Consider the following 17,843-nt stretch of genomic DNA (forward strand, 5'->3'; position numbering starts at 1 on the left):
GTCACTCCTCCCCGAGGATCTGCGGGACGAGGAACTTGCCGTCCTGGGCCGCGGGGGCGCCCGCGAGCACGTCGGCCTGCGCGAGCGGCTGCTCCGGCACGTCCGGGCGGAACACGTTGGTCATCGGCAGCGGGTGGCTGGTGGCCGGCACGTCGGGCGTGGCGACCTCGCTGACCCGGGCGACCGACTCGACGATCACGTCGAGCTCGCCGGCGAGGCGGTCGAGCTCCTCGGGGGTCAGGTCGATCCGCGCCAGGCCCGCGACGCGCGCGACCTCGTCACGAGAGAGGGAGGACATGCCCCGAGTCTAGACGCGCGGGGGCCGGTCGCCGCCGCCGTCCCCAGGCCCGGTCCGCGGGGTCAGACGCGTGCGGCCGAGACGAGCGCGAGCACCGCGTCGGCGTAGGCGTCGGCCGCCTGGTCGGCGGAGAACGAACGCTCGGGCTGGCCCGGCAGCTCCACCACGACCAGGTAGGACCCGTCGAGCGCCCGCGCGAGGCTGCGGAACGTCCCGCCGAGCAGCTCGCGCAGCTGGTCCTCGCGCGGCAGCCACACGGCGTCGTCCTGGGTGACGGAGTCCAGCGCCCACTCCGTCGTGCCGTTGAACCCCAGGACGGTGCCCGTCGGGTAGGCGTGCGGCTCGATGGTCATCTCGCTGATGGTGAAGACCTCGCCCGCGAGCGCCGGCTGCTTCAGCACGAACCGGTCCCCCGAGCGCGGAGTCCACCGCAGGCCCGCCGCCTGGAGCGCCTCGGCGCGGTCGATCGCGATCATCGGCCCAGTATGGTGCGCGGTCCCGGGCGTCGCCCGGCGTGCACCGACCGGCTCAGCGCTGCCAGTACGCGTACCGCTCGGAGGGCCCGAACCCCTCGCCCGCGTACAGGTCGGCGGCACCGTGGTTGGCGACCTCCACCTGCAGGAAGGCCCGTCGCGCACCCCGGTCGGCGGTGGCCCGCAGGGCCGCGCGGGTCAGCAGCCGCCCGAGACCGCGCCGGCGCGCCGCCGGGGCGACGACCAGGCACGACAGACCGGTCCAGTCCTCGGCGAGCGCGGCGCGCAGCACCCCGAGCACGGCCCCGTCCGGGGCCGTCGCCGTGAGGTACAGCGCCGCGGAGCCGGTGAGCACCCGCCGGGCGACGCCGTGGTCGACCGCGCGACCGGCCGCCTTGACGTCGAGCCAGCCCGCGAGCCACGCGTCGTCCGGCCGGTCCCCGACCCGCACCCGGACGTCCGGGCCGGTGTGCACCTCGGCGGGCGGCGCCGCGGCGAGGTCGCGCACGAGCACGTCGGTCGCCGCCACGGACGCGTAACCGCGCTCCGCCAGCACGTCGGCGAGCCCGGGCGGCGCCGCCGAGCACACCCGCACGACGGACGGCTGCCCCGCGGCGGCGTACCGCTCCTCGACCCGGGCGAGCGTCGCGCGGACGTCCGCGGGCGCGCCCAGCGGGAGCACGCTGTTCGCCCGGCGGGTGAACCCGCCGGACAGGCCGAGGCGCCAGCCGTCGACGACCTCGGTCGCCGCCGGCACCCAGGTCGCCGCCTCGACGAGCGCACCGGGCGCCGCGGGGGGCTCCCAGGTCAGGACGCGCACGGCGATCGACTCGTGCGCCCAGTCCCGCGCCGGGGCCGCCACCAGGCCGAGCCGGTCGTACAGGCGCCGCGCCGCCGCCATCTCGTCCAGCGTCGACAGGACGACCCGCCGCGCTCGCCGCGCGACCGCCTCGCGCAGCGCCGCGGTCATCAGGCGCTCCGCCACGCCCCGGCGCCGGGCCTCGGGCGCGACGGCGAGCATCCGCAGCTCGAGCTCGCCGGGCTCCGCGATCTCCGCGTACGAGGTCCCGTACGGGGCGAGGGTGATCGTGCCCACCACCACCTCGGGAGCCGCCGGAGCGCTGCCGCTCCCCGGGGCGTCCGGGTCCGCCGGCACCGTCGCGACGAGCAGCACGGCCTCCCGGGCGCGCTGCGCGGCGTCGCGGAGCTCGGTCTCGTACTCCTCGTCCAGCGCCAGCAGCCCGTCGGCGCGGTACGCCTCCGCCGTGAGCGCCCCCGCCTGGTCGTACTCGTCGGGCCGCGCGACGCGGACGCGCACGCCGGTCACGGGGTCTCGTCCGTCGCCGCCTCGTCCGCGGCTGCGTCGTCCGCGGCTGCCTCGTCCGCGGCTGCGTCGTCCGCGGCTGCCTCGTCCGCGGCGGCGTCGTCTGCTGCCGTCCCGTCCGCCGTCGCCTCGTCCCCCGCCCCCTCGTCCGCGGGCACGTCGCCCACGCCGGCCGGGCCCTGCGCCAGCAGCGCCACGAACCCCGCCTCGTCGAGGACGCGGAGCCCCAGCTCCCGGGCCTTCGCCTCCTTCGAGCCGGCGTTCTCCCCGACCACCACGTAGTCCGTCTTCTTGGACACGCTGCCCGACGCCTTCCCGCCGCGGGACAGCACCGCCTCCTTGGCCTGGTCGCGGCTGAACCCCTCGAGGCTGCCGGTGACGACGACCGTGAGGCCCTCCAGCGTCCGGGGCACCGAGGCGTCGGTCTCGTCGCGCATGACCACGCCGGCGTCCCGCCAGCGCCGGACGATCTCGGCGTGCCAGTCCTCGGCGAACCAGTCGACGATGGAGTCCGCGATCGTCGGGCCGACGCCCTCGACGGCGGACAGCGTCGCGCGGGCGTTCCCGGCGTCGGCGAGCACCTCCTGGAGCGCGTCCATCGACCCGAAGTGCTGCGCGAGGGCGCGCGCGGCCGTCGGACCGACGTTGCGGATGCTGAGCGCCACGAGCACCCGCCAGAACGGCTTGGTCTTCGCCGCGTCGAGCTCGTCCAGCAGCGTCTTGGCCTGCTCGGACGGCACCTCCTCGTACGGGGGCAGGGACTCCCCGCGGGCCTCCGCCTCGCGGCGCGCCTTGACGCTGAAGGTCACGCGCCGGCGGAACGGCGTCCGGCGGCGCACCACGCCGTCGTCGTCCACGCGGGGCTCGCCGGACTCCGGGTCGCGGACCACGACCTCCACGCGCTTGAGCAGCGCGAAGCTCCGCTCCCGGACGCGCTCGCGCTGCTCGGGGGTCGCGTCCGCTGGCCACGCGACCAGGTCGAAGAGGTCGGCCTCGTTCACCACGGGCGGGGTGTCGGGCACCTCCGGCTGCGTCAGCGCCGCGGCCGTCACCTCGCCGAGCGCCTCGATGTCGAGCGCTCCCCGGGAGCCGATGTGCTCGACGCGGCCGCGCACCTGCGCGGGGCACGTCCGGGCGTTCGGGCACCGCAGGTCGACGTCGCCCTCACGCATGGGACGCAGGGTCGACCCGCACTCCGGGCACTGCGTCGGCATGGTCCAGTCGGTGCGGGGGTAGCCGTCGTCCGCGAGCGCCGACACCGGGCCGACGATCTCGGGGATCACGTCGCCGGCCTTCCGCAGGACCACCATGTCCCCGGGCCGGACGCCCTTCGCGGCGACGACGTCCTTGTTGTGCAGGGTCGCCATCGCCACGGTCGACCCCGAGACGCGCACCGGCTCCATCACGGCGTACGGGGTGACCCGGCCGGTGCGGCCGACGTTCACCTCGATGGCGAGCAGCCGGGTGTTGACCTCCTCCGGGGGGTACTTGTACGCGATCGCCCACCGGGGCGCCCGGCTGGTGGCGCCGAGGCGCCGCTGGAGGGCGATCTCGTCGACCTTGATGACGATGCCGTCGATCTCGTGCTCGACCTCGTGCCGGTGCGCGCCGTAGTGGTCGATCATCTGCTGCACGCCGGCCAGCCCGGGCACGACCCGGCTGTGGGGCGAGACGGGCACGCCCCAGCCGGCCAGCAGGTCGTACACCTGGGACTGCCGCTCGAGCCCGGCGGCGCGACCCGGTCCCCAGCGCAGGGCCCCGATGCCGTGGGCGTACATCTGCAGGGGCCGGCCGGCGGTCACCCGCGGGTCCTTCTGGCGCAGGGACCCCGCGGCGGCGTTGCGCGGGTTCGCGAACGGCGCCTTGCCCGCCGCCACCTGGGCCGCGTTCAGCCGCTCGAACGCCGCGACCGGGAGGAACACCTCCCCGCGGACCTCGATCTGCTCGGGGTGCGTCGCGGGGTCCCCGGCGAGCGTGTCCGGGATGCTGCCGATCGTGCGCACGTTCAGCGTCACGTCCTCGCCCGTGCGCCCGTCGCCGCGCGTGGCGGCACGGACGAGCCGCGCCGGGCCGTCCCCCGTCCGCTCGTAGAGCAGCGCGATCGCCAGCCCGTCGATCTTCAGCTCGGTCAGGTAGTGCAGGCCCGCGTCCGCGGACCGCTCGAGGTCCCGGTGCACCCGCTCGGCCCACGCCGCGACGTCCTCCGCGGAGAACGCGTTGTCGAGCGAGAGCATCCGCTCCACGTGGTCGACCGCCCGGAACTCCGTCGAGAACGTGCCGCCCACGTTCTGCGTCGGCGAGTCGGGGGTGCGCAGGCCGTAGTCCGGGTACGCGTCCTCGAGCGCCTCGAGGCGGCGCATCGTGACGTCGTACTCCGCGTCGCTCGCCAGCGGCTCGTCCCGGACGTAGTAGGCGAACTGCAGCTCGCGCACGCGGTCGGCCAGGTCCGACCAGAGCTGGCGGGCCGCCGCCTCGTCCAGACCGGCGTCGTCGGGGGTCGTCGTCTCGGCTCGTGTCGCGTCCACCGGCACATCATGCCCCGCGGCGCCGACACGGACCCGGCCGCCCGTCACGGCCGTGCCCGGTCCAGCGCACGCTCGAGCGCGGGCACCAGCCGGGCCCACGACTCGACCGTCAGCTCCAGCGACTGCTCCGCGCCGTCGCCGACGTACAGCCAGGTCGTGGCCGCCCCGTCGCGGCGGTGCAGCGCCACCGCGAGGTCCACCTGCGCGGTGCGCTCGACGCCGCCCGGCACCTCCGTCACCTCCGGCTCGGCGAACGGCGACACCGCCGGCCCCACCTCCGCCAGCAGCTGGTGCACCGGCACCGACAGCGAGGCGCTGACGTGCTTGCGGTCCCGCTCGTGGTCGTCCTGCCCGTGCAGCACCACGCACCAGGGCGGGCAGTGCTCCCGCTGCCAGTGCGGCCGGTCGTCACTCGTTCCCACGGCTCCTCCTCAGCTCGTCTCGCGAGGGGGTCCGGAGCGGCGCCCCTCGTGTGGGAACACCATGGGTGGGGGCACCGACATCGGGGGGCGGTCGTCCACAGGCGGACCTGTCAGGACATCTCGGACTTCTCGGACGTCTCCAGGAGGACCCGGACATCCACCGCGAGCCCTTCGGCCAGCCGCTCGACCGAGCGGAGCGTGAGGTTCCGCTCGCCCCGCTCGATCCCGCCGAGGTACGTCCGGTGGTACCCGAGGGCGTCCGCGAGCGCCTCCTGGCTGATCCCACGGTCGACCCGGATGCGTCGGACGTGCCGACCGACCACGCGCTGCAGATCCCCTTCCACCCGGACACGGTCCGGGCCTCGCTACTTGTGCGTCTACAGACCTATGAGTAGCACGGAGGACGGCCGCGCAGGTGGGACCGCCTGCCGGAGCGTGGTCGCGCGCTCACCCGGACGCCGTCCCGGCCGTGGCCCCGGTCGCCGCACCGCCCCCCGGGTCCCCCGCGCCGTCGGTGCCTCCGCCGTCGTCGACGAGCTCGCGCGTCGGCACGCCCAGCCGCTGCGCGAGGCGCTCGACCGTCCGCAGCGTCAGGTTCCGCTCCCCGCGCTCGACCGCGCCCAGGAAGGTGCGGTGCACGTCGATGTCGTCCGCCAGCGCCTCCTGACTGAGGCCGCGCCCGTTCCTGATCCGCCGGATGTTCCGTCCCACCACACGCTGCAGCTCGCCGTCCACCCGCCCGACGCTGGGTGACCGGCCCGCGCGGGTCCACACCCAGATGAGTGGCTGGACGACGATCACGCGGCGGCCACCCACCGACGGAGCGGAGCGCCGGACCGGACACGCTGTCGGCGCGCCCAGCGCACCGTCCCGGTCCCCCCGGCCGCGACCCCGGCACACTCCTGCACCAGCCCCGGCGCGTGCTGCGGGGTCGGCAGCCGTGTCAGGCAGCCGAGCGCACCCCGTCCGCGCGGCGGCGCGACACGGCCGACCACGCCAGCGTCCCCGCGACCGTCGCGAGCCCCAGGCCCGCGGCGCCCGCCGCGAGGCCGGCGACCGTGGGCGAGCGCTCGGCGAGGACCGTCTCCTCGGGCCGCCCGTCGACCGTCCAGGTGCACACGGCGCGCGGCGGGAGCATCGAGGACGTGACGGCAGCGTCGCCCTCCCCCGCGGTCGCGGCGGCCACGCAGGTGCCGTCCTCCGCGAGGCCCGTCCGCAGCGTCGCGCCGACCAGGCCGACCCAGAGGACGGCGAGGACCACCAGCCCGACGAGCGCCAGACCCGACCCCGCGAGCAGCAGCGCCGCCCGCCGCACCTGAGGGCCGCCGCGCGCATCCCGGCCCCGCGCGCTCGCGCCCCGGCCCCGCGCGCTCACGCCTCGGCCCCGCGCGCTCACGCCTCGGCCCGCTCGGCGATGACCGCCGCCGCCCGGGCGACGGTCGCCAGGGTGGCCCGCGCCGCGGCCGGGTCGACGCCCCCGCCGTCGGGGACGGCCGGTCCCGCGGGCGCGAGCAGCACGACGTCACGCAGCCCCGCCCGCTCGAGCCCGACCCGCTCCCACCCGCGCAGCACCGCGTCGGCGACGCCGCGGACGTCGGGGCCCGCGCACTGGGAGGTGGCGGGCTGCGGGACGCCGGCCCACAGCCGGGTGCCGCCCTCGACCGCCTCGGCGATCGTCTCCCACCACCGCTCGTCCAGGCCTGCGACGTCGATCCCGAGCGCGTCGGCCTGCGCACCGCGCGCGGCCCCGACGGCCGGCGCCCCGGTGCCGACGTGCAGCACGACCGACCCGGCGCCGCCGTCCCGCAGGAGCCGGACGACCCGGGCCAGGTGCTCGGAGGCGACGGGTGCGGGGACCGCGCGCAGCCGCGCGTACCCGGAGAACGACGGGAGCACGCCCGCGACCACCTGGGCCAGCAGCGGTTCGTGCAGCAGGACGGTCGGCCGCGCGCCGGGGACCGAGCGGGAGACGGCCGCCAGGTGCTCCGTCACGCCGGCGGCGAGGGACTCGACGAGCTCCGCGACGGCACCGGGGTCGCCCACCGCCCGGTCCCCGCGCGCGAGGTACACGCTCGCCGCGAGCGTCAGCGGCCCGGACACCGGCACGACCAGCGGCCCCTCGTAGCCGTGGGCGGCGACCGCCAGCGCGTCGAGGTCCGCGCGCCGGGCGGACGCGAGCCGGTTCGCGTCGAGGCCGGGGCGGTCGGCGAGCCGCCAGCCGTGCGGCCCGAGGTCCGACGGCATGTCGACCAGCAGGCCCAGCGCGTGTGCGGCGAGGGTGCCGTAGGGCCCGCGCGCGGGCAGGCGCACCGTCCAGGGCAGGCCCTCGATCCCGTCGGGCAGGTCCGTGAGGTCGCCGACGACCGTCTGCTGGGCCTCGAGCGGGTCCGTGCCGGGCCACGGGCCGGTGCCGCTGACCGCCGTCACGCCGGCGTCCCCGCGGGGACGCGGCGGCGCGTGGCCTCGACGGTCGCCTGGCCGAGCACCACGCTGTCGTCGGTGCCGCCGTACAGCACGGCGGACTGCCCGGCCGCGACGGCCCGGAGGTCCCCGTCGACGCGGATCTCGAGCCCGCCGTCGGCCGTGCCCCGGGCCCGCACCGGCACGGTCTCGCCGTGCGCGCGGACCTGCAGGCGGCACGCGGTCCAGTCCGCGAGCGGCGGCCCGAACCAGACCGCGTCGGTCGCGTCGACCGACTCGACCGCGAGTGCATCGGCGGCGCCGACGACGACGCGGTTGGCGACGGGCTCGATCGCGAGGACGTACCGGGGCTTCCCGTCGGGCGCCGGCCGCCCGAGCTGCAGGCCCTTGCGCTGCCCGACCGTGTACCCGTACGCGCCGTCGTGGGTGCCCAGCACGGTGCCGCCGGCGTCGACGACCTCCCCCGGCCGGGAGCCGAGGCGGTCCCGCAGGAACCCGCGGGTGTCGCCGTCCGCGACGAAGCAGATGTCGTAGGAGTCCGGCTTCGCGGACACGCTCAGCCCGCGCGCGGCGGCCTCGGCGCGCGTCTGCTCCTTGGAGGCGACGTCGCCGAGCGGGAACATCGCCCGCGCGAGCCGCTGCGGGCCCATGACCGCGAGGACGTACGACTGGTCCTTCGCGAGGTCGGCGGCGCGGCGGAGCACGGGCGTCCCGTCCGGGCCGGTCGTCGCGCGGGCGTAGTGGCCGGTGCACACGGCGTCGAAGCCGAGCGCGAGGGCCTTGTCCAGCAGGGCGTCGAACTTGATGTGCTCGTTGCACCGCACGCACGGGTTGGGGGTGCGGCCGGCCTCGTACTCGGCGAGGAAGTCCGCGACGACCGTGTCCTCGAACCGCTCGGACAGGTCCCACACGTAGTACGGGATGCCGAGGACGTCGGCGGCGCGCCGGGCGTCGCCCGCGTCCTCGATGGAGCAGCACCCGCGCGAGCCGGTGCGCATCTGGGCGCGGTTGCGGGACAGCGCCATGTGCACGCCGACGACGTCGTGGCCGGCGTCGACCGCGCGGGCCGCCGCGACCGCGGAGTCCACCCCGCCCGAGAGGGCCGCGAGCACGCGCATCAGACGACCCCCGCCCGCGCGCGTCCCGCGAGCCCGGCGGCGCGCGCCCGCTCGACGACCCCGGGCAGCGCGGCCAGCAGGGCGTCGACGTCGTCCTGCGTCGACGGCCAGCCGAGGCTGAACCGCAGCGCGCCGCGGGCCTCCGCCTCCTCCAGGCCCATCGCGAGCAGGACGTGGCTGGGCTGCGGGACGCCGGCCTGGCACGCCGACCCGGTGGAGCACTCGACCCCCGCGGTGTCGAGCAGGTAGAGCAGGGAGTCGCCCTCGCAGCCCGGGAACGTGAAGTGGGCGTTCGCCGGCAGCCGGAGCGCGGGATCGGCCGGCCCGCGCAGCACCGCGTCGGGCACCGCGGCCCGCACCCCCGCCACCAGCGCGTCGCGCAGGGCGGACAACCGGGCGGCGGTGGTCTCCCGGTCGGCGACGGCGCGCTCGACGGCGACCGCGAACGCCGCGATCGCCGGCACGTCGAGCGACCCGGACCGCACGCCGCGCTCCTGGCCGCCGCCGTGCAGCACCGGCACCAGCCCGAGGTCGCGCCGCGCGAGCAGCGCGCCCACCCCGACCGGACCGCCGACCTTGTGCCCCGACACCGTCATCGCGTCGAGCCCGGACGCCGCGAAGTCCACCGGGACCTGCCCGACGGCCTGCACCGCGTCGGCGTGCACGGGGACGCCGCGCGCGTGCGCCAGCCGCACCACCTCGGCGAGCGGCTGCAGCGCCCCCACCTCGTTGTTCGCCCACATGACGGACACCAGCGCCGTGGTGTCCCCGTGCTCCGCCAGCTCGTCGCGCAGGGCGTCGAGGCGGACCCGGCCCTCGTCGTCCACGGGCAGCAGCACGATCTCCGCGCCCGCGTGCTCCGCCAGCCAGAACGCCGGGTCCAGCACCGCGTGGTGCTCGACGCCCGACACCAGCACCCGGCGCCGGGCGGGGTCCTGCGCCGCGCGCGCCCAGAACAGGCCCTTGACCGCGAGGTTGTCCGCCTCGGTGCCGCCACCCGTGAGCACGACCTCGCTCGGCCGGGCACCCAGTGCGGCGGCCAGGCGCTCGCGGCCCTCCTCGACGGCGCGCCGCGCGGACCGTCCGGAGGCGTGCAGGGACGAGGGGTTGCCGGTGCGGGACAGGTGCTCGACCAGGACGGCAGCCGCCTCCGGGAGCACGGGCGTCGTGGCCGCGTGGTCCAGATACGCGCTCACCCGCACGAGTCTACGAATCGTTTTGGCAGGATGTGCCCCGTGAGTGCCGACGACGCGACGACGCCTCCGCTGGCCTTCAGCGGCCAACGCCTGGACTGGCGCGACCTGCCGCGGCCCGTGCGCGCCCGGATCCAGGAGCTCGCGGGGTCCCAGGTGACCGCCGAGACCAGCGCGACCACGGGGTTCAGCCCGGGGTTCGCCGCGGTGCTGGAGCTCGCCGACGGGCAGGGCGTCTTCGTCAAGGCGGTCTCCCCGGAGCAGAACCCGGAGTCGCCGCAGCTCGCCCGGGCCGAGGTGCGCGCCGCGGCCGCGCTGCCCCCGCAGGTGCCGGCGCCGCGGCTGCTGTGGTCCGACGACGACGGCGACTGGGTGCTGCTGGGCTTCGAGGTCTCGGCCGGCCGGCCCCCGCTGCTGCCGTGGCGCGCGGACGAGCTCGCCGTCGTGCTGCGCGCCCTGGACACCCTCGCCGAGGCGGAGCCGCTGCCCGGCCACGAGCTGCCGTCGACCGCCGACCAGCTCCAGGACGACTTCACCGGCTGGCGGCGGATCGCGGCGGAGCCGGCGGAGGACGTGCTCCGCCTGGCGGCGCGGGCCGGCGAGACGGGCGAGTGGGCGCTCGCGAACCTCGACCTGCTGGTGGCGTGGGAGCAGGACGCCCTGGCTGCCTGCGAGGGCACCGCGCTCGTGCACGGGGACCTCCGGGCGGACAACGTGATGATCGACCACGACCACGACGGCGGCCGCGTCGCGCTGATCGACTGGCCGCACGCCAGCGTCGGCGCGCGCTGGCTGGACCTGGCGTTCATGCTGCCCAGCGTCGCGATGCAGGGCGGCGGCGCCCCGCAGGACCTCTTCTGGTCGCGGCCCGCGTCGCGCGGCGTGGAGCCCGAGCGGCTGCGGGCGGCCGTCGCGGGGCTGGCCGGGTACTTCGCCCACGGCGCCCTGCAGCCGGCGCCCGTCGGGATCCCGAACCTGCGCCGGTTCCAGGCGGCGCAGGCGCAGCACGCCGTGGCCTGGCTGCGCGCGCTGGCCTGACCCGCCGGCGCCCGGGCGGGGCTCGGCCGAGTCCGGCGCGGCCCTGCCCAGGTCAGCGCAGGCGGCGGATCTCGTCGGTGAGCTGCGGCAGGACGGCGAACAGGTCGCCGACGATCCCGTAGTCGGCGATCTCGAAGATCGGCGCCTCGGGGTCGTCGTTGATCGCGACGATCGTCCCGGACGCCTGCATGCCGCCGCGGTGGTGCACCGCGCCGGACACGCCCGCGCCGATGTAGAGCCGCGGGGACACCGTGACGCCCGTCTGCCCGATCTGGGCCTCGTGCCCGACCCAGCCCTCGTCGGTGGCCACGCGGGTCGCCCCGACGGCCGCGCCGATCTCGTCCGCGAGCGCCTCGAGCGGCGCGAAGTCGCCCTCGGTGCCGCGCCCACCCACGACGACCACGTCGGCCGACGCCAGGTCGGGGCGGTCGGACGGCTCCTGCGTCACGCGCTCGACGACCCGCACGCGGGTGGCGCGCTCGGAGGCGACGACCTCGCGGGACCGCACCTCCGGCATGAGCGGCGCCTCCTCCTCGACGTGCCGCGAGACGACGGCGCCCGCCTTCAGGGTGACGACGGCCAGGTCGGTGCGGATCGCGCAGCGGGTGGTCCAGGAGCCGGCCAGCACGGTCTTCGCGGCGACCACCCGGCCCTCGGCGTCCCGCTCGACCGCGGCGGCGTCGGTGACGACGCCCGCCCCGGTGGCGACGGCGAGCCGGGCGGCGGCCTCCTTGTTCTCGAAGGTCGACAGCGTCAGCACGACGCGCGCGCCGGTGTCCCGCACCACGTCCGCGAGCACCTCCGCGAGCACCGGCGTCAGGCGCGGGTCCGCGTCGCCCGTCGTGACCGCGTGCACGACCGAGACCCCGTGCCGCCCGAGCACCGGCAGCGCCGGGTCCAGCGGCTCGTCGCCGACCCAGAGGCCGTGCACCTCGCCGCCGCCCGCCAGGTCGCGCGCGGCCGTCGCCAGCTCCAGCACGTTGCCCCGCAGGGCCCCCGTGTCCGCGTGGTCCAGCAGGACCAGCACCTCCGCCGTCACAGCACCTCTCCCGTCGCGGGCGTCGTCCGGATCAGCTCGCGCTCGACCAGCCAGGCGGCCAGCCGGGCGCCCGCCTGGCCGTCGTCGCTCACCAGCACCCGGTCGGTGCGGGGCGGCCGGGGGGCGGCCTCCACGACCTCGGTGCGGGCGCCCGCGGCGCCGACGGTGCCGGGGTCGACGCCCAGGTCGGCGAGGGTCAGCGTCTCGACCGGCTTCTTGCGGGCGGCCATGATGCCCTGGAAGTTCGGGTACCGCGGCTCGTTCGCGCGGTCGGTCACCGACACCAGCGCGGGCAGCGGCGCGGTCAGCACCTCGGTGGCGTGGTCGAGGTCGCGCCGGACCGTCACGGCCCCGTCGGCGAGCGTCACCGACGCGGCGAGGGTGAGCTGCGGCAGGTCCAGCAGGTCCGCGAGCGCCGCCGGCAGCAGCGACGTCAGCCCGTCCAGGCCGGCCATCCCGGTCATGACCAGGTCCGCGTCCCCGACGTGCCGGACGGCCGCGGCGAGCACGGCGGCGGTGCCGAACACGTCCGAGCCGGCGACCGCGTCGTCGAGGACGTGGACCGCGGCGTCGGCGCCGAGCTGCAGCCCGCGGCGGACGGCGTCCTCCGCGTCGTCGGGCCCCACGGTGACGACGACGACCTCCGCCTCGCCACCCGCGTCCCGGGTCTGCTCGGCCAGGACGACGGCCGCCTCGACGGCGTTCTCGTCCAGCTCGTTGATCGTCCCGTCACCGCCGTCGCGCACCAGGCGGCCGTCGGGCCCCAGCGCCCGCTCGGACTGGATGTCGGGCACGTGCTTGACGCACACCACGATTCTCACGTCGGGAACGTTACCCGCCCCGCGAGCCCCGGGCACCGACCGCCCGGGCGCCCGCGCACCACCCGCGGGCCCCGCCCGGCCGGTCCCGCTGCAGGCCGCAGCGCCGTCGGGGGTCAGAATGGGCAGGTGACCACCCCGCCGACCCCGCCGACCCCGGTGAGCCCGCCGAGCCCGGCGACCCCGCCGACCCCGCCGACGCACGGCCGACCGCCCCGGCTCGGCGTCCACGTGACGGACGACGGGGTCGAGGTCGCCGTGCTCGCGCCGCACGCCGACGCCGTGGACCTGTGCCTGCTGGACCCGGACCCGGGCGCCCCCACCGGCTGGGCCGAGCGCCGGGTCCGCCTCGCCGGCCCCGAGCTCGGCGTGTTCGCCGCCCGGGTGCCCGGCGTCCGCGCCGGTCAGCGCTACGGGCTGCGGGCGCACGGGCCGTGGAAGCCGGAGTCGGGCCTGCGGTACAACCCCGCGAAGCTGCTGGTGGACCCGTATGCGTACGGCCTGCTCGGCGAGGTCGACCACGGCCCCGCGACGTACGGGCACGTGGTGGACGACGCGCTGGCCGGCGACCCGTACGGTCCCGCCGACCCCCGCGACTCGGTCGCCCACGTGCCGCACGCCGTGGTCGTCGACCGCCGCCCCGGGCACCGCGGCGCCGGGGACGCGGTCGACCCCGCGGCGAACCGCCCGTACACGCCGTGGTCCGACACCGTCGTCTACGAGGCGCACGTCCGCGGCCTGACCCTGCGGCACCCGGGCCTGCCGGCGCACCTGCGGGGGACGTACGCCGGTCTCGGGCACCCGCTGGTCATCGAGCACCTGCGCGCCCTGGGGGTGACGGCGGTCGAGCTGCTGCCGGTGCACGCGTTCTCGTCCGAGCCGCACCTGGTGCAGAAGGGGCTGACCAACTACTGGGGGTACAGCACGCTGGGCTTCTTCGCCCCGCACGCCCCCTACGCGACGGCCGCCGCCCGCGCCGCCGGGCCCGCCGCCGTCCTCGACGAGGTGCGCGCCGCGGTGCACGCGCTGCACGAGGCCGGCATCGAGGTGCTGCTCGACGTGGTCTACAACCACACCTGCGAGGGCGGCATGGGCGGCCAGCACCTGTCCTGGCGCGGGCTCGACTCCGGCGTCTACTACCTGCACGACGGCGGGCACCCCGCGGCCCTGGCCGACGTCACCGGCACCGGCAGCACGCTGGACTTCCGCCGGCCGGAGGTCGTGCGCCTGGCGCTCGACTCCCTGCGGTACTGGGCGCAGGAGGTCGGCGTCGACGGGTTCCGGTTCGACCTCGCGGTGACGCTCGGCCGCGGGCACGGGGGGTTCGACCCCGACCACCCGTTCCTGGTGGCCGCCGCCACCGACCCGGCGCTGCACGGGCTCAAGCTCGTCGCCGAGCCGTGGGACGTCGGGCCCGGCGGCTGGCGGACCGGGCAGTTCCCCATGCCGTTCGCCGAGTGGAACGACAAGTTCCGCAACTCGGTGCGCTCGTTCTGGCTCGCCGACCCCGCCCGCGCCGCGCACGGCCTCCCCGAGCACCGCGTCCGGGACCTCGCGACCCGGCTGTCGGGATCCGTCGACCTGTTCGGGCACTCGGACCCGCCGCTCGCCCGCGGGCCCCGCGCGAGCATCAACTACGTCACCGCCCACGACGGCTTCACCCTCGCGGACCTGGTCGCCTACGAGCACAAGCACAACGAGGCGAACGGCGAGCACAACCGCGACGGCTCGGACGACAACCGGTCGTGGAACCACGGGGTCGAGGGGCCGATCGGCGCGGACTCCGTGGCCTCCGACATCGTGCCGCTGCGCCGCCGGTCGATCCGGAACCTGCTGGCCACGCTGCTGCTGGCCGCGGGCACGCCGATGCTCACCGCCGGCGACGAGATGGGCCGCACGCAGCGGGGCAACAACAACGCGTACTGCCAGGACACCGACCTGTCGTGGGTGTCCTGGGAGCTCGCCCCCTGGCGGCAGGACCTGCTCGCGACGGCCCGGCACCTCACCGCGCTGCGGCGGGCGCACCCGGCGCTGCGCACGGACCGGTTCTTCACCGGCCGGCCCGGCGAGGACGGGCGGCCCGACCTCACGTGGTTCGACCCGTCGGGGGCGGTGTTCACCCACGAGCGGTGGCACGACGCCGACCTGCGGACGCTCCAGATGCTGCGGGTGGTCGACCGCGACACGGTGCTCGTGGTGGTCAACGGGTCGCTGGACCCGATGGACGTCGTGCTCGCGGACGACCGGCCGACGCGCTGGGAGCTCGCGTGGGACTCGACGTGGGAGCACCCGGACGAGGCGCACGGCGCGGACGTCAACGGCGGGCTCCACCAGGACGCCGGCACGCGGGCGGTGCTGGAGCCGCTCAGCCTGCGCGTCTACGTGGCCTGACCGGGGACGGACGAGGCCCCGCCCGGACGCACCGGACGGGGCCTCACCGGCACCCGGGTCAGCCGGCGTTCGCGACCAGACCGACCTCGGCGACCGACGCCAGGCCCTCGTGCCGCGGCACGACGCGCACGCTGTACCCGAACGGGCCGGACGAGTCGAGCAGCACGTCCCCGGCGAACGCGTACCGGCCGGCCTCGTAGGTCTCGGCCAGCGCCAGCGGGTCGACCGCGTACCCGTGCAGCTCGTCCGCCTCGGTCACCGTGCCGTGCACGACCTGCACCTCCACGTCGTCCGGCGCGAGGTCGCCCAGGGTCACGTACGCCTTGACGTGCAGGGCGTCGCCGACCTGCGGCACCTCGCCGACGCCGCCGGACTCGACGTGGTCCACCCGGACGTGCTGCCAGCCCGAGCGGACCCGGCCCTTCCACGCCGCGAGCTCCCGCGCGCCGGTGAACCCGTCGCCGCCCCCGAGCGTGCGGCCCGCGACCGCGGCGGGCGCGTACAGCCGCTCCACGTAGTCCGCGACCATCCGCGTGGCCTGGACCTTCGGGCCGAGCGTGGCCAGCGTGTGCCGGACCATCTCCAGCCACCGCAGCGGCAGCCCCCGCTCGTCCCGGTCGTAGAACCGCGGGGCGACCTGGTGCTCGATGAGGTCGTACAGCGCGGCGGCCTCGAGGTCGTCGCGGCGGTCCGGGTCCTCGACGCCGTCGGCCGTCGGGATCGCCCAGCCGTTCTCGCCGTCGAACCACTCGTCCCACCACCCGTCGAGGATCGACAGGTTCAGCCCGCCGTTGAGCGCCGCCTTCATGCCCGACGTGCCGCAGGCCTCGAGCGGCCGCAGCGGGTTGTTCAGCCAGACGTCGCAGCCCGGGTACAGGGTCTGCGCCATGGCGATGTCGTAGTTCGGCAGGAACACGATGCGGTGACGCACGCCGGCGTCGTCGGCGAACCGGACGAGCTGCTGGATCAGCCGCTTGCCCTGCTCGTCGGCGGGGTGGGACTTGCCGGCGATGACCAGCTGCACCGGGCGCTCGGGGTGCGTGAGCAGGGCCGTCAGCCGCTCCGGGTCCCGCAGCATGAGCGTGAGCCGCTTGTACGTCGGCACCCGGCGGGCGAAGCCGATGGTGAGCACGTCCGGCGACAGCACGTCGTCCACCCAGCCGAGCTCCGCCGGGCTCGCGCCCCGGCGGGACCACGACCAGCGCACCCGGCGCCGGGCGTCCGCGACCAGCTGCGCGCGCAGCGTCCGGCGCATCGCCCACAGCTCGTCGTCGGTGATCGCGTCCGTGCGGAGCCAGCCGAGGCCGCTGGCGATCTCCTCCCCGCCCAGCCGCTCCGCCGCGAGGTCCACCAGCCGGCGGTCCACCCAGGTGGGCGCGTGCACGCCGTTGGTGACCGAGGTGATGGGCACCTCGACGTCGTCGAAGCCCGGCCACAGCCCGCTGAACATGTCGCGGGACACCTCGCCGTGCAGCAGGGAGACGCCGTTCGCGCGCCCGCCCAGCCGCAGGCCCATGACCGCCATGTTGAACATCAGCGGGTCGCCGCCGGGGTAGTCCTCCGCACCGAGGGCGAGCACCCGCTCGACCGGCACGCCCTCCGTCGCGTTGGCGCCGCCGAAGTACTGCTGCACCAGCTGCGCCTCGAACCGGTCGATCCCGGCCGGGACGGGCGTGTGCGTCGTGAACACCGTCGCGGCGCGGACGGCCTCCAGCGCCTCGTCGAACCCGAGGTCGGCCCCGGTGACGAGCTCGCGGATCCGCTCCACCCCGAGGAACCCGGCGTGCCCCTCGTTGGTGTGGTAGACCTCCGGCTCCGGCGCGCCGGTCAGCCGCGACCACACGCGCAGGGCGCGCACGCCGCCGACGCCGAGCAGCAGCTCCTGCTGCAGCCGGTGCTCGCCACCGCCGCCGTACAGCCGGTCGGTGACCTTGCGGGCCGCGTCGTCGTTCTCGGGCACGTCGGAGTCCAGCAGCAGCAGCGGCACGCGCCCGACCGTGGCGGTCCAGATGTGCGCGTGCAGCGTGCGGTCACCGGGCAGGGCGATCCGCACGACCGCCGGGGTGCCGTCGTGCTCGCGCACCAGGGTCAGGGGCAGGCCGTCCGGGTCCAGCACCGGGTAGGTCTCGACCTGCCAGCCGTCCCGGGTGAGCGACTGCTTGAAGTAGCCCGAGCCGTACAGCAGGCCGACGCCGACGATCGGCACGCCCAGGTCGGACGCGCTCTTGAGGTGGTCACCGGCCAGGATGCCGAGGCCCCCGGAGTACTGCGGGAGCACCGCGGTGATGCCGAACTCCGGGGAGAAGTAGGCGATGGCGGACGGCAGCGTCGGGTCGGAGGCCTGGCGCCGCTGGTACCAGCGCGGCGCCTGGAGGTACTCGTGCAGGTCGGCGGTGGCGGCGCGCACGCCCGCGACCACGTCGGGGTCGGCGGCCAACTCGGCCAGCCGCTCGGGACGCAGCGCGCCGAGCAGGGCGACCGGGTCCCCGCCGACCTCGTCCCACAGCTCCGGGTCGATGTGGGCGAACAGGTCGCGGGTCGGTGCGTGCCACGACCACCGGAGGTTGTGGGCGAGCTCGTCCAGGTCGGCGAGCTCAGCAGGCAGCGAGGTGCGGACGGTGAATCGGCGGATGGCTCTCACACCGCCCGAGAGTACGCACGACCAGGGGCGTCACGACAGCACTTCCGTCCCACCGGGTACGCGCCGGCCGCCGGCGCGCGCCTCGTCCGGATGCCGGTCCCCGGCACCAGTGGATAGGTTCGGACCGTGACGTCGACCCCCT

At 76.6% G+C, this 17,843-nt stretch carries 16 protein-coding genes; 2 read left to right on the plus strand and 14 right to left on the minus strand.

Annotated features, from left to right (window positions below):
* Position 1 precedes the first annotated feature (1 nt).
* The 11 genes from gatC to QNH85_RS10555 all read right to left on the minus strand — a co-directional run bounded on the left by gatC (position 2) and on the right by QNH85_RS10555 (position 9,777).
* Positions 2 to 298 carry an Asp-tRNA(Asn)/Glu-tRNA(Gln) amidotransferase subunit GatC gene (gene gatC / locus QNH85_RS10505; RefSeq protein WP_213281043.1) on the minus strand — a complete coding sequence of 99 codons (297 nt, stop codon included), beginning with the start codon at positions 296 to 298 and terminating at the stop codon, positions 2 to 4.
* 62 nt (positions 299 to 360) lie between these two features.
* The gene (locus QNH85_RS10510) at positions 361 to 774 is read right to left on the minus strand and encodes a pilus assembly protein CpaE (RefSeq protein ID WP_282946331.1); all 414 of its coding nucleotides are present in this window, start codon (positions 772 to 774) and stop codon (positions 361 to 363) included.
* A 52-nt stretch (positions 775 to 826) separates the two neighbouring features.
* Positions 827 to 2,098 (minus strand): GNAT family N-acetyltransferase, encoded by a 1,272-nt coding sequence (locus QNH85_RS10515; protein ID WP_282946333.1) that lies wholly within the window; start codon positions 2,096 to 2,098, stop codon positions 827 to 829.
* A complete protein-coding gene (ligA, locus tag QNH85_RS10520; protein WP_282946335.1) occupies positions 2,095 to 4,620 on the minus strand; it encodes an NAD-dependent DNA ligase LigA in 2,526 nt (841 codons plus the stop codon). The genes QNH85_RS10515 and ligA overlap by 4 nt, the downstream gene beginning before the upstream one ends.
* A 44-nt stretch (positions 4,621 to 4,664) precedes the next feature.
* A complete protein-coding gene (locus QNH85_RS10525; protein WP_282946337.1) occupies positions 4,665 to 5,042 on the minus strand; it encodes a DUF6907 domain-containing protein in 378 nt (125 codons plus the stop codon).
* A 110-nt stretch (positions 5,043 to 5,152) separates the two neighbouring features.
* Positions 5,153 to 5,386 (minus strand): helix-turn-helix domain-containing protein, encoded by a 234-nt coding sequence (locus QNH85_RS10530; RefSeq protein WP_282946339.1) that lies wholly within the window; start codon positions 5,384 to 5,386, stop codon positions 5,153 to 5,155.
* 103 nt (positions 5,387 to 5,489) lie between these two features.
* Positions 5,490 to 5,858 carry a helix-turn-helix domain-containing protein gene (locus QNH85_RS10535; protein ID WP_282946341.1) on the minus strand — a complete coding sequence of 123 codons (369 nt, stop codon included), beginning with the start codon at positions 5,856 to 5,858 and terminating at the stop codon, positions 5,490 to 5,492.
* 127 nt (positions 5,859 to 5,985) lie between these two features.
* A complete protein-coding gene (locus QNH85_RS10540) occupies positions 5,986 to 6,417 on the minus strand; it encodes a hypothetical protein (RefSeq protein WP_282946343.1) in 432 nt (143 codons plus the stop codon).
* 17 nt (positions 6,418 to 6,434) lie between these two features.
* On the minus strand, positions 6,435 to 7,469 hold the full coding sequence (locus tag QNH85_RS10545; protein WP_282946344.1) for a uroporphyrinogen decarboxylase/cobalamine-independent methonine synthase family protein: 1,035 nt from the start codon (positions 7,467 to 7,469) through the stop codon (positions 6,435 to 6,437).
* On the minus strand, positions 7,466 to 8,581 hold the full coding sequence (gene mnmA / locus QNH85_RS10550) for a tRNA 2-thiouridine(34) synthase MnmA (RefSeq protein ID WP_282946345.1): 1,116 nt from the start codon (positions 8,579 to 8,581) through the stop codon (positions 7,466 to 7,468). The genes QNH85_RS10545 and mnmA overlap by 4 nt, the downstream gene beginning before the upstream one ends.
* Positions 8,581 to 9,777, minus strand: coding sequence for a cysteine desulfurase family protein (locus QNH85_RS10555; RefSeq protein ID WP_282946346.1), 1,197 nt, complete (start codon positions 9,775 to 9,777; stop codon positions 8,581 to 8,583). Before QNH85_RS10555 ends, mnmA begins: the two co-directional genes overlap by 1 nt.
* 30 nt (positions 9,778 to 9,807) lie before the next feature.
* Here QNH85_RS10555 and QNH85_RS10560 point away from each other — a divergent pair, with 30 nt between their 5' ends.
* Complete coding sequence (locus QNH85_RS10560) at positions 9,808 to 10,812, plus strand: phosphotransferase family protein (RefSeq protein WP_282946348.1); 1,005 nt, start codon at positions 9,808 to 9,810, stop codon at positions 10,810 to 10,812.
* A gap of 52 nt (positions 10,813 to 10,864) precedes the next feature.
* Here QNH85_RS10560 and QNH85_RS10565 read toward each other — a convergent pair whose 3' ends face one another.
* Together QNH85_RS10565 and QNH85_RS10570 are read right to left on the minus strand one after the other, a co-directional pair.
* Positions 10,865 to 11,851, minus strand: a complete 987-nt coding sequence (locus QNH85_RS10565; RefSeq protein WP_282946350.1) for an electron transfer flavoprotein subunit alpha/FixB family protein — start codon at positions 11,849 to 11,851, stop codon at positions 10,865 to 10,867.
* Complete coding sequence (locus tag QNH85_RS10570) at positions 11,848 to 12,672, minus strand: electron transfer flavoprotein subunit beta/FixA family protein (protein WP_282946352.1); 825 nt, start codon at positions 12,670 to 12,672, stop codon at positions 11,848 to 11,850. The genes QNH85_RS10565 and QNH85_RS10570 overlap by 4 nt, the downstream gene beginning before the upstream one ends.
* A gap of 156 nt (positions 12,673 to 12,828) precedes the next feature.
* Here QNH85_RS10570 and glgX point away from each other — a divergent pair, with 156 nt between their 5' ends.
* Entirely contained in the window at positions 12,829 to 15,060 is a 2,232-nt protein-coding gene (gene glgX, locus QNH85_RS10575) for a glycogen debranching protein GlgX (protein ID WP_282946469.1), read from the plus strand.
* A gap of 58 nt (positions 15,061 to 15,118) precedes the next feature.
* On the opposite strand, the gene glgP is transcribed toward glgX, so the two are convergent.
* Positions 15,119 to 17,701 carry an alpha-glucan family phosphorylase gene (gene glgP, locus QNH85_RS10580; RefSeq protein WP_282946354.1) on the minus strand — a complete coding sequence of 861 codons (2,583 nt, stop codon included), beginning with the start codon at positions 17,699 to 17,701 and terminating at the stop codon, positions 15,119 to 15,121.
* Positions 17,702 to 17,843: the final 142 nt, after the last annotated feature.

It is taken from the genome of Cellulomonas endometrii, assembly GCF_949769265.1.
GTDB classification, from domain to species: Bacteria; Actinomycetota; Actinomycetes; order Actinomycetales; family Cellulomonadaceae; genus Cellulomonas; species Cellulomonas endometrii.

Bases quoted from the DNA above. Each gene is read 5' to 3' on its own strand.
- gatC (WP_213281043.1), bottom strand. From the start codon at position 298: ATGTCCTCCCTCTCTCGTGACGAGGTCGCGCGCGTCGCGGGCCTGGCG.
- QNH85_RS10510 (WP_282946331.1), bottom strand. From the start codon at position 774: ATGATCGCGATCGACCGCGCCGAGGCGCTCCAGGCGGCGGGCCTGCGG.
- mnmA (WP_282946345.1), bottom strand. From the start codon at position 8,581: ATGCGCGTGCTCGCGGCCCTCTCGGGCGGGGTGGACTCCGCGGTCGCG.
- QNH85_RS10560 (WP_282946348.1), top strand. From the start codon at position 9,808: ATGTGCCCCGTGAGTGCCGACGACGCGACGACGCCTCCGCTGGCCTTC.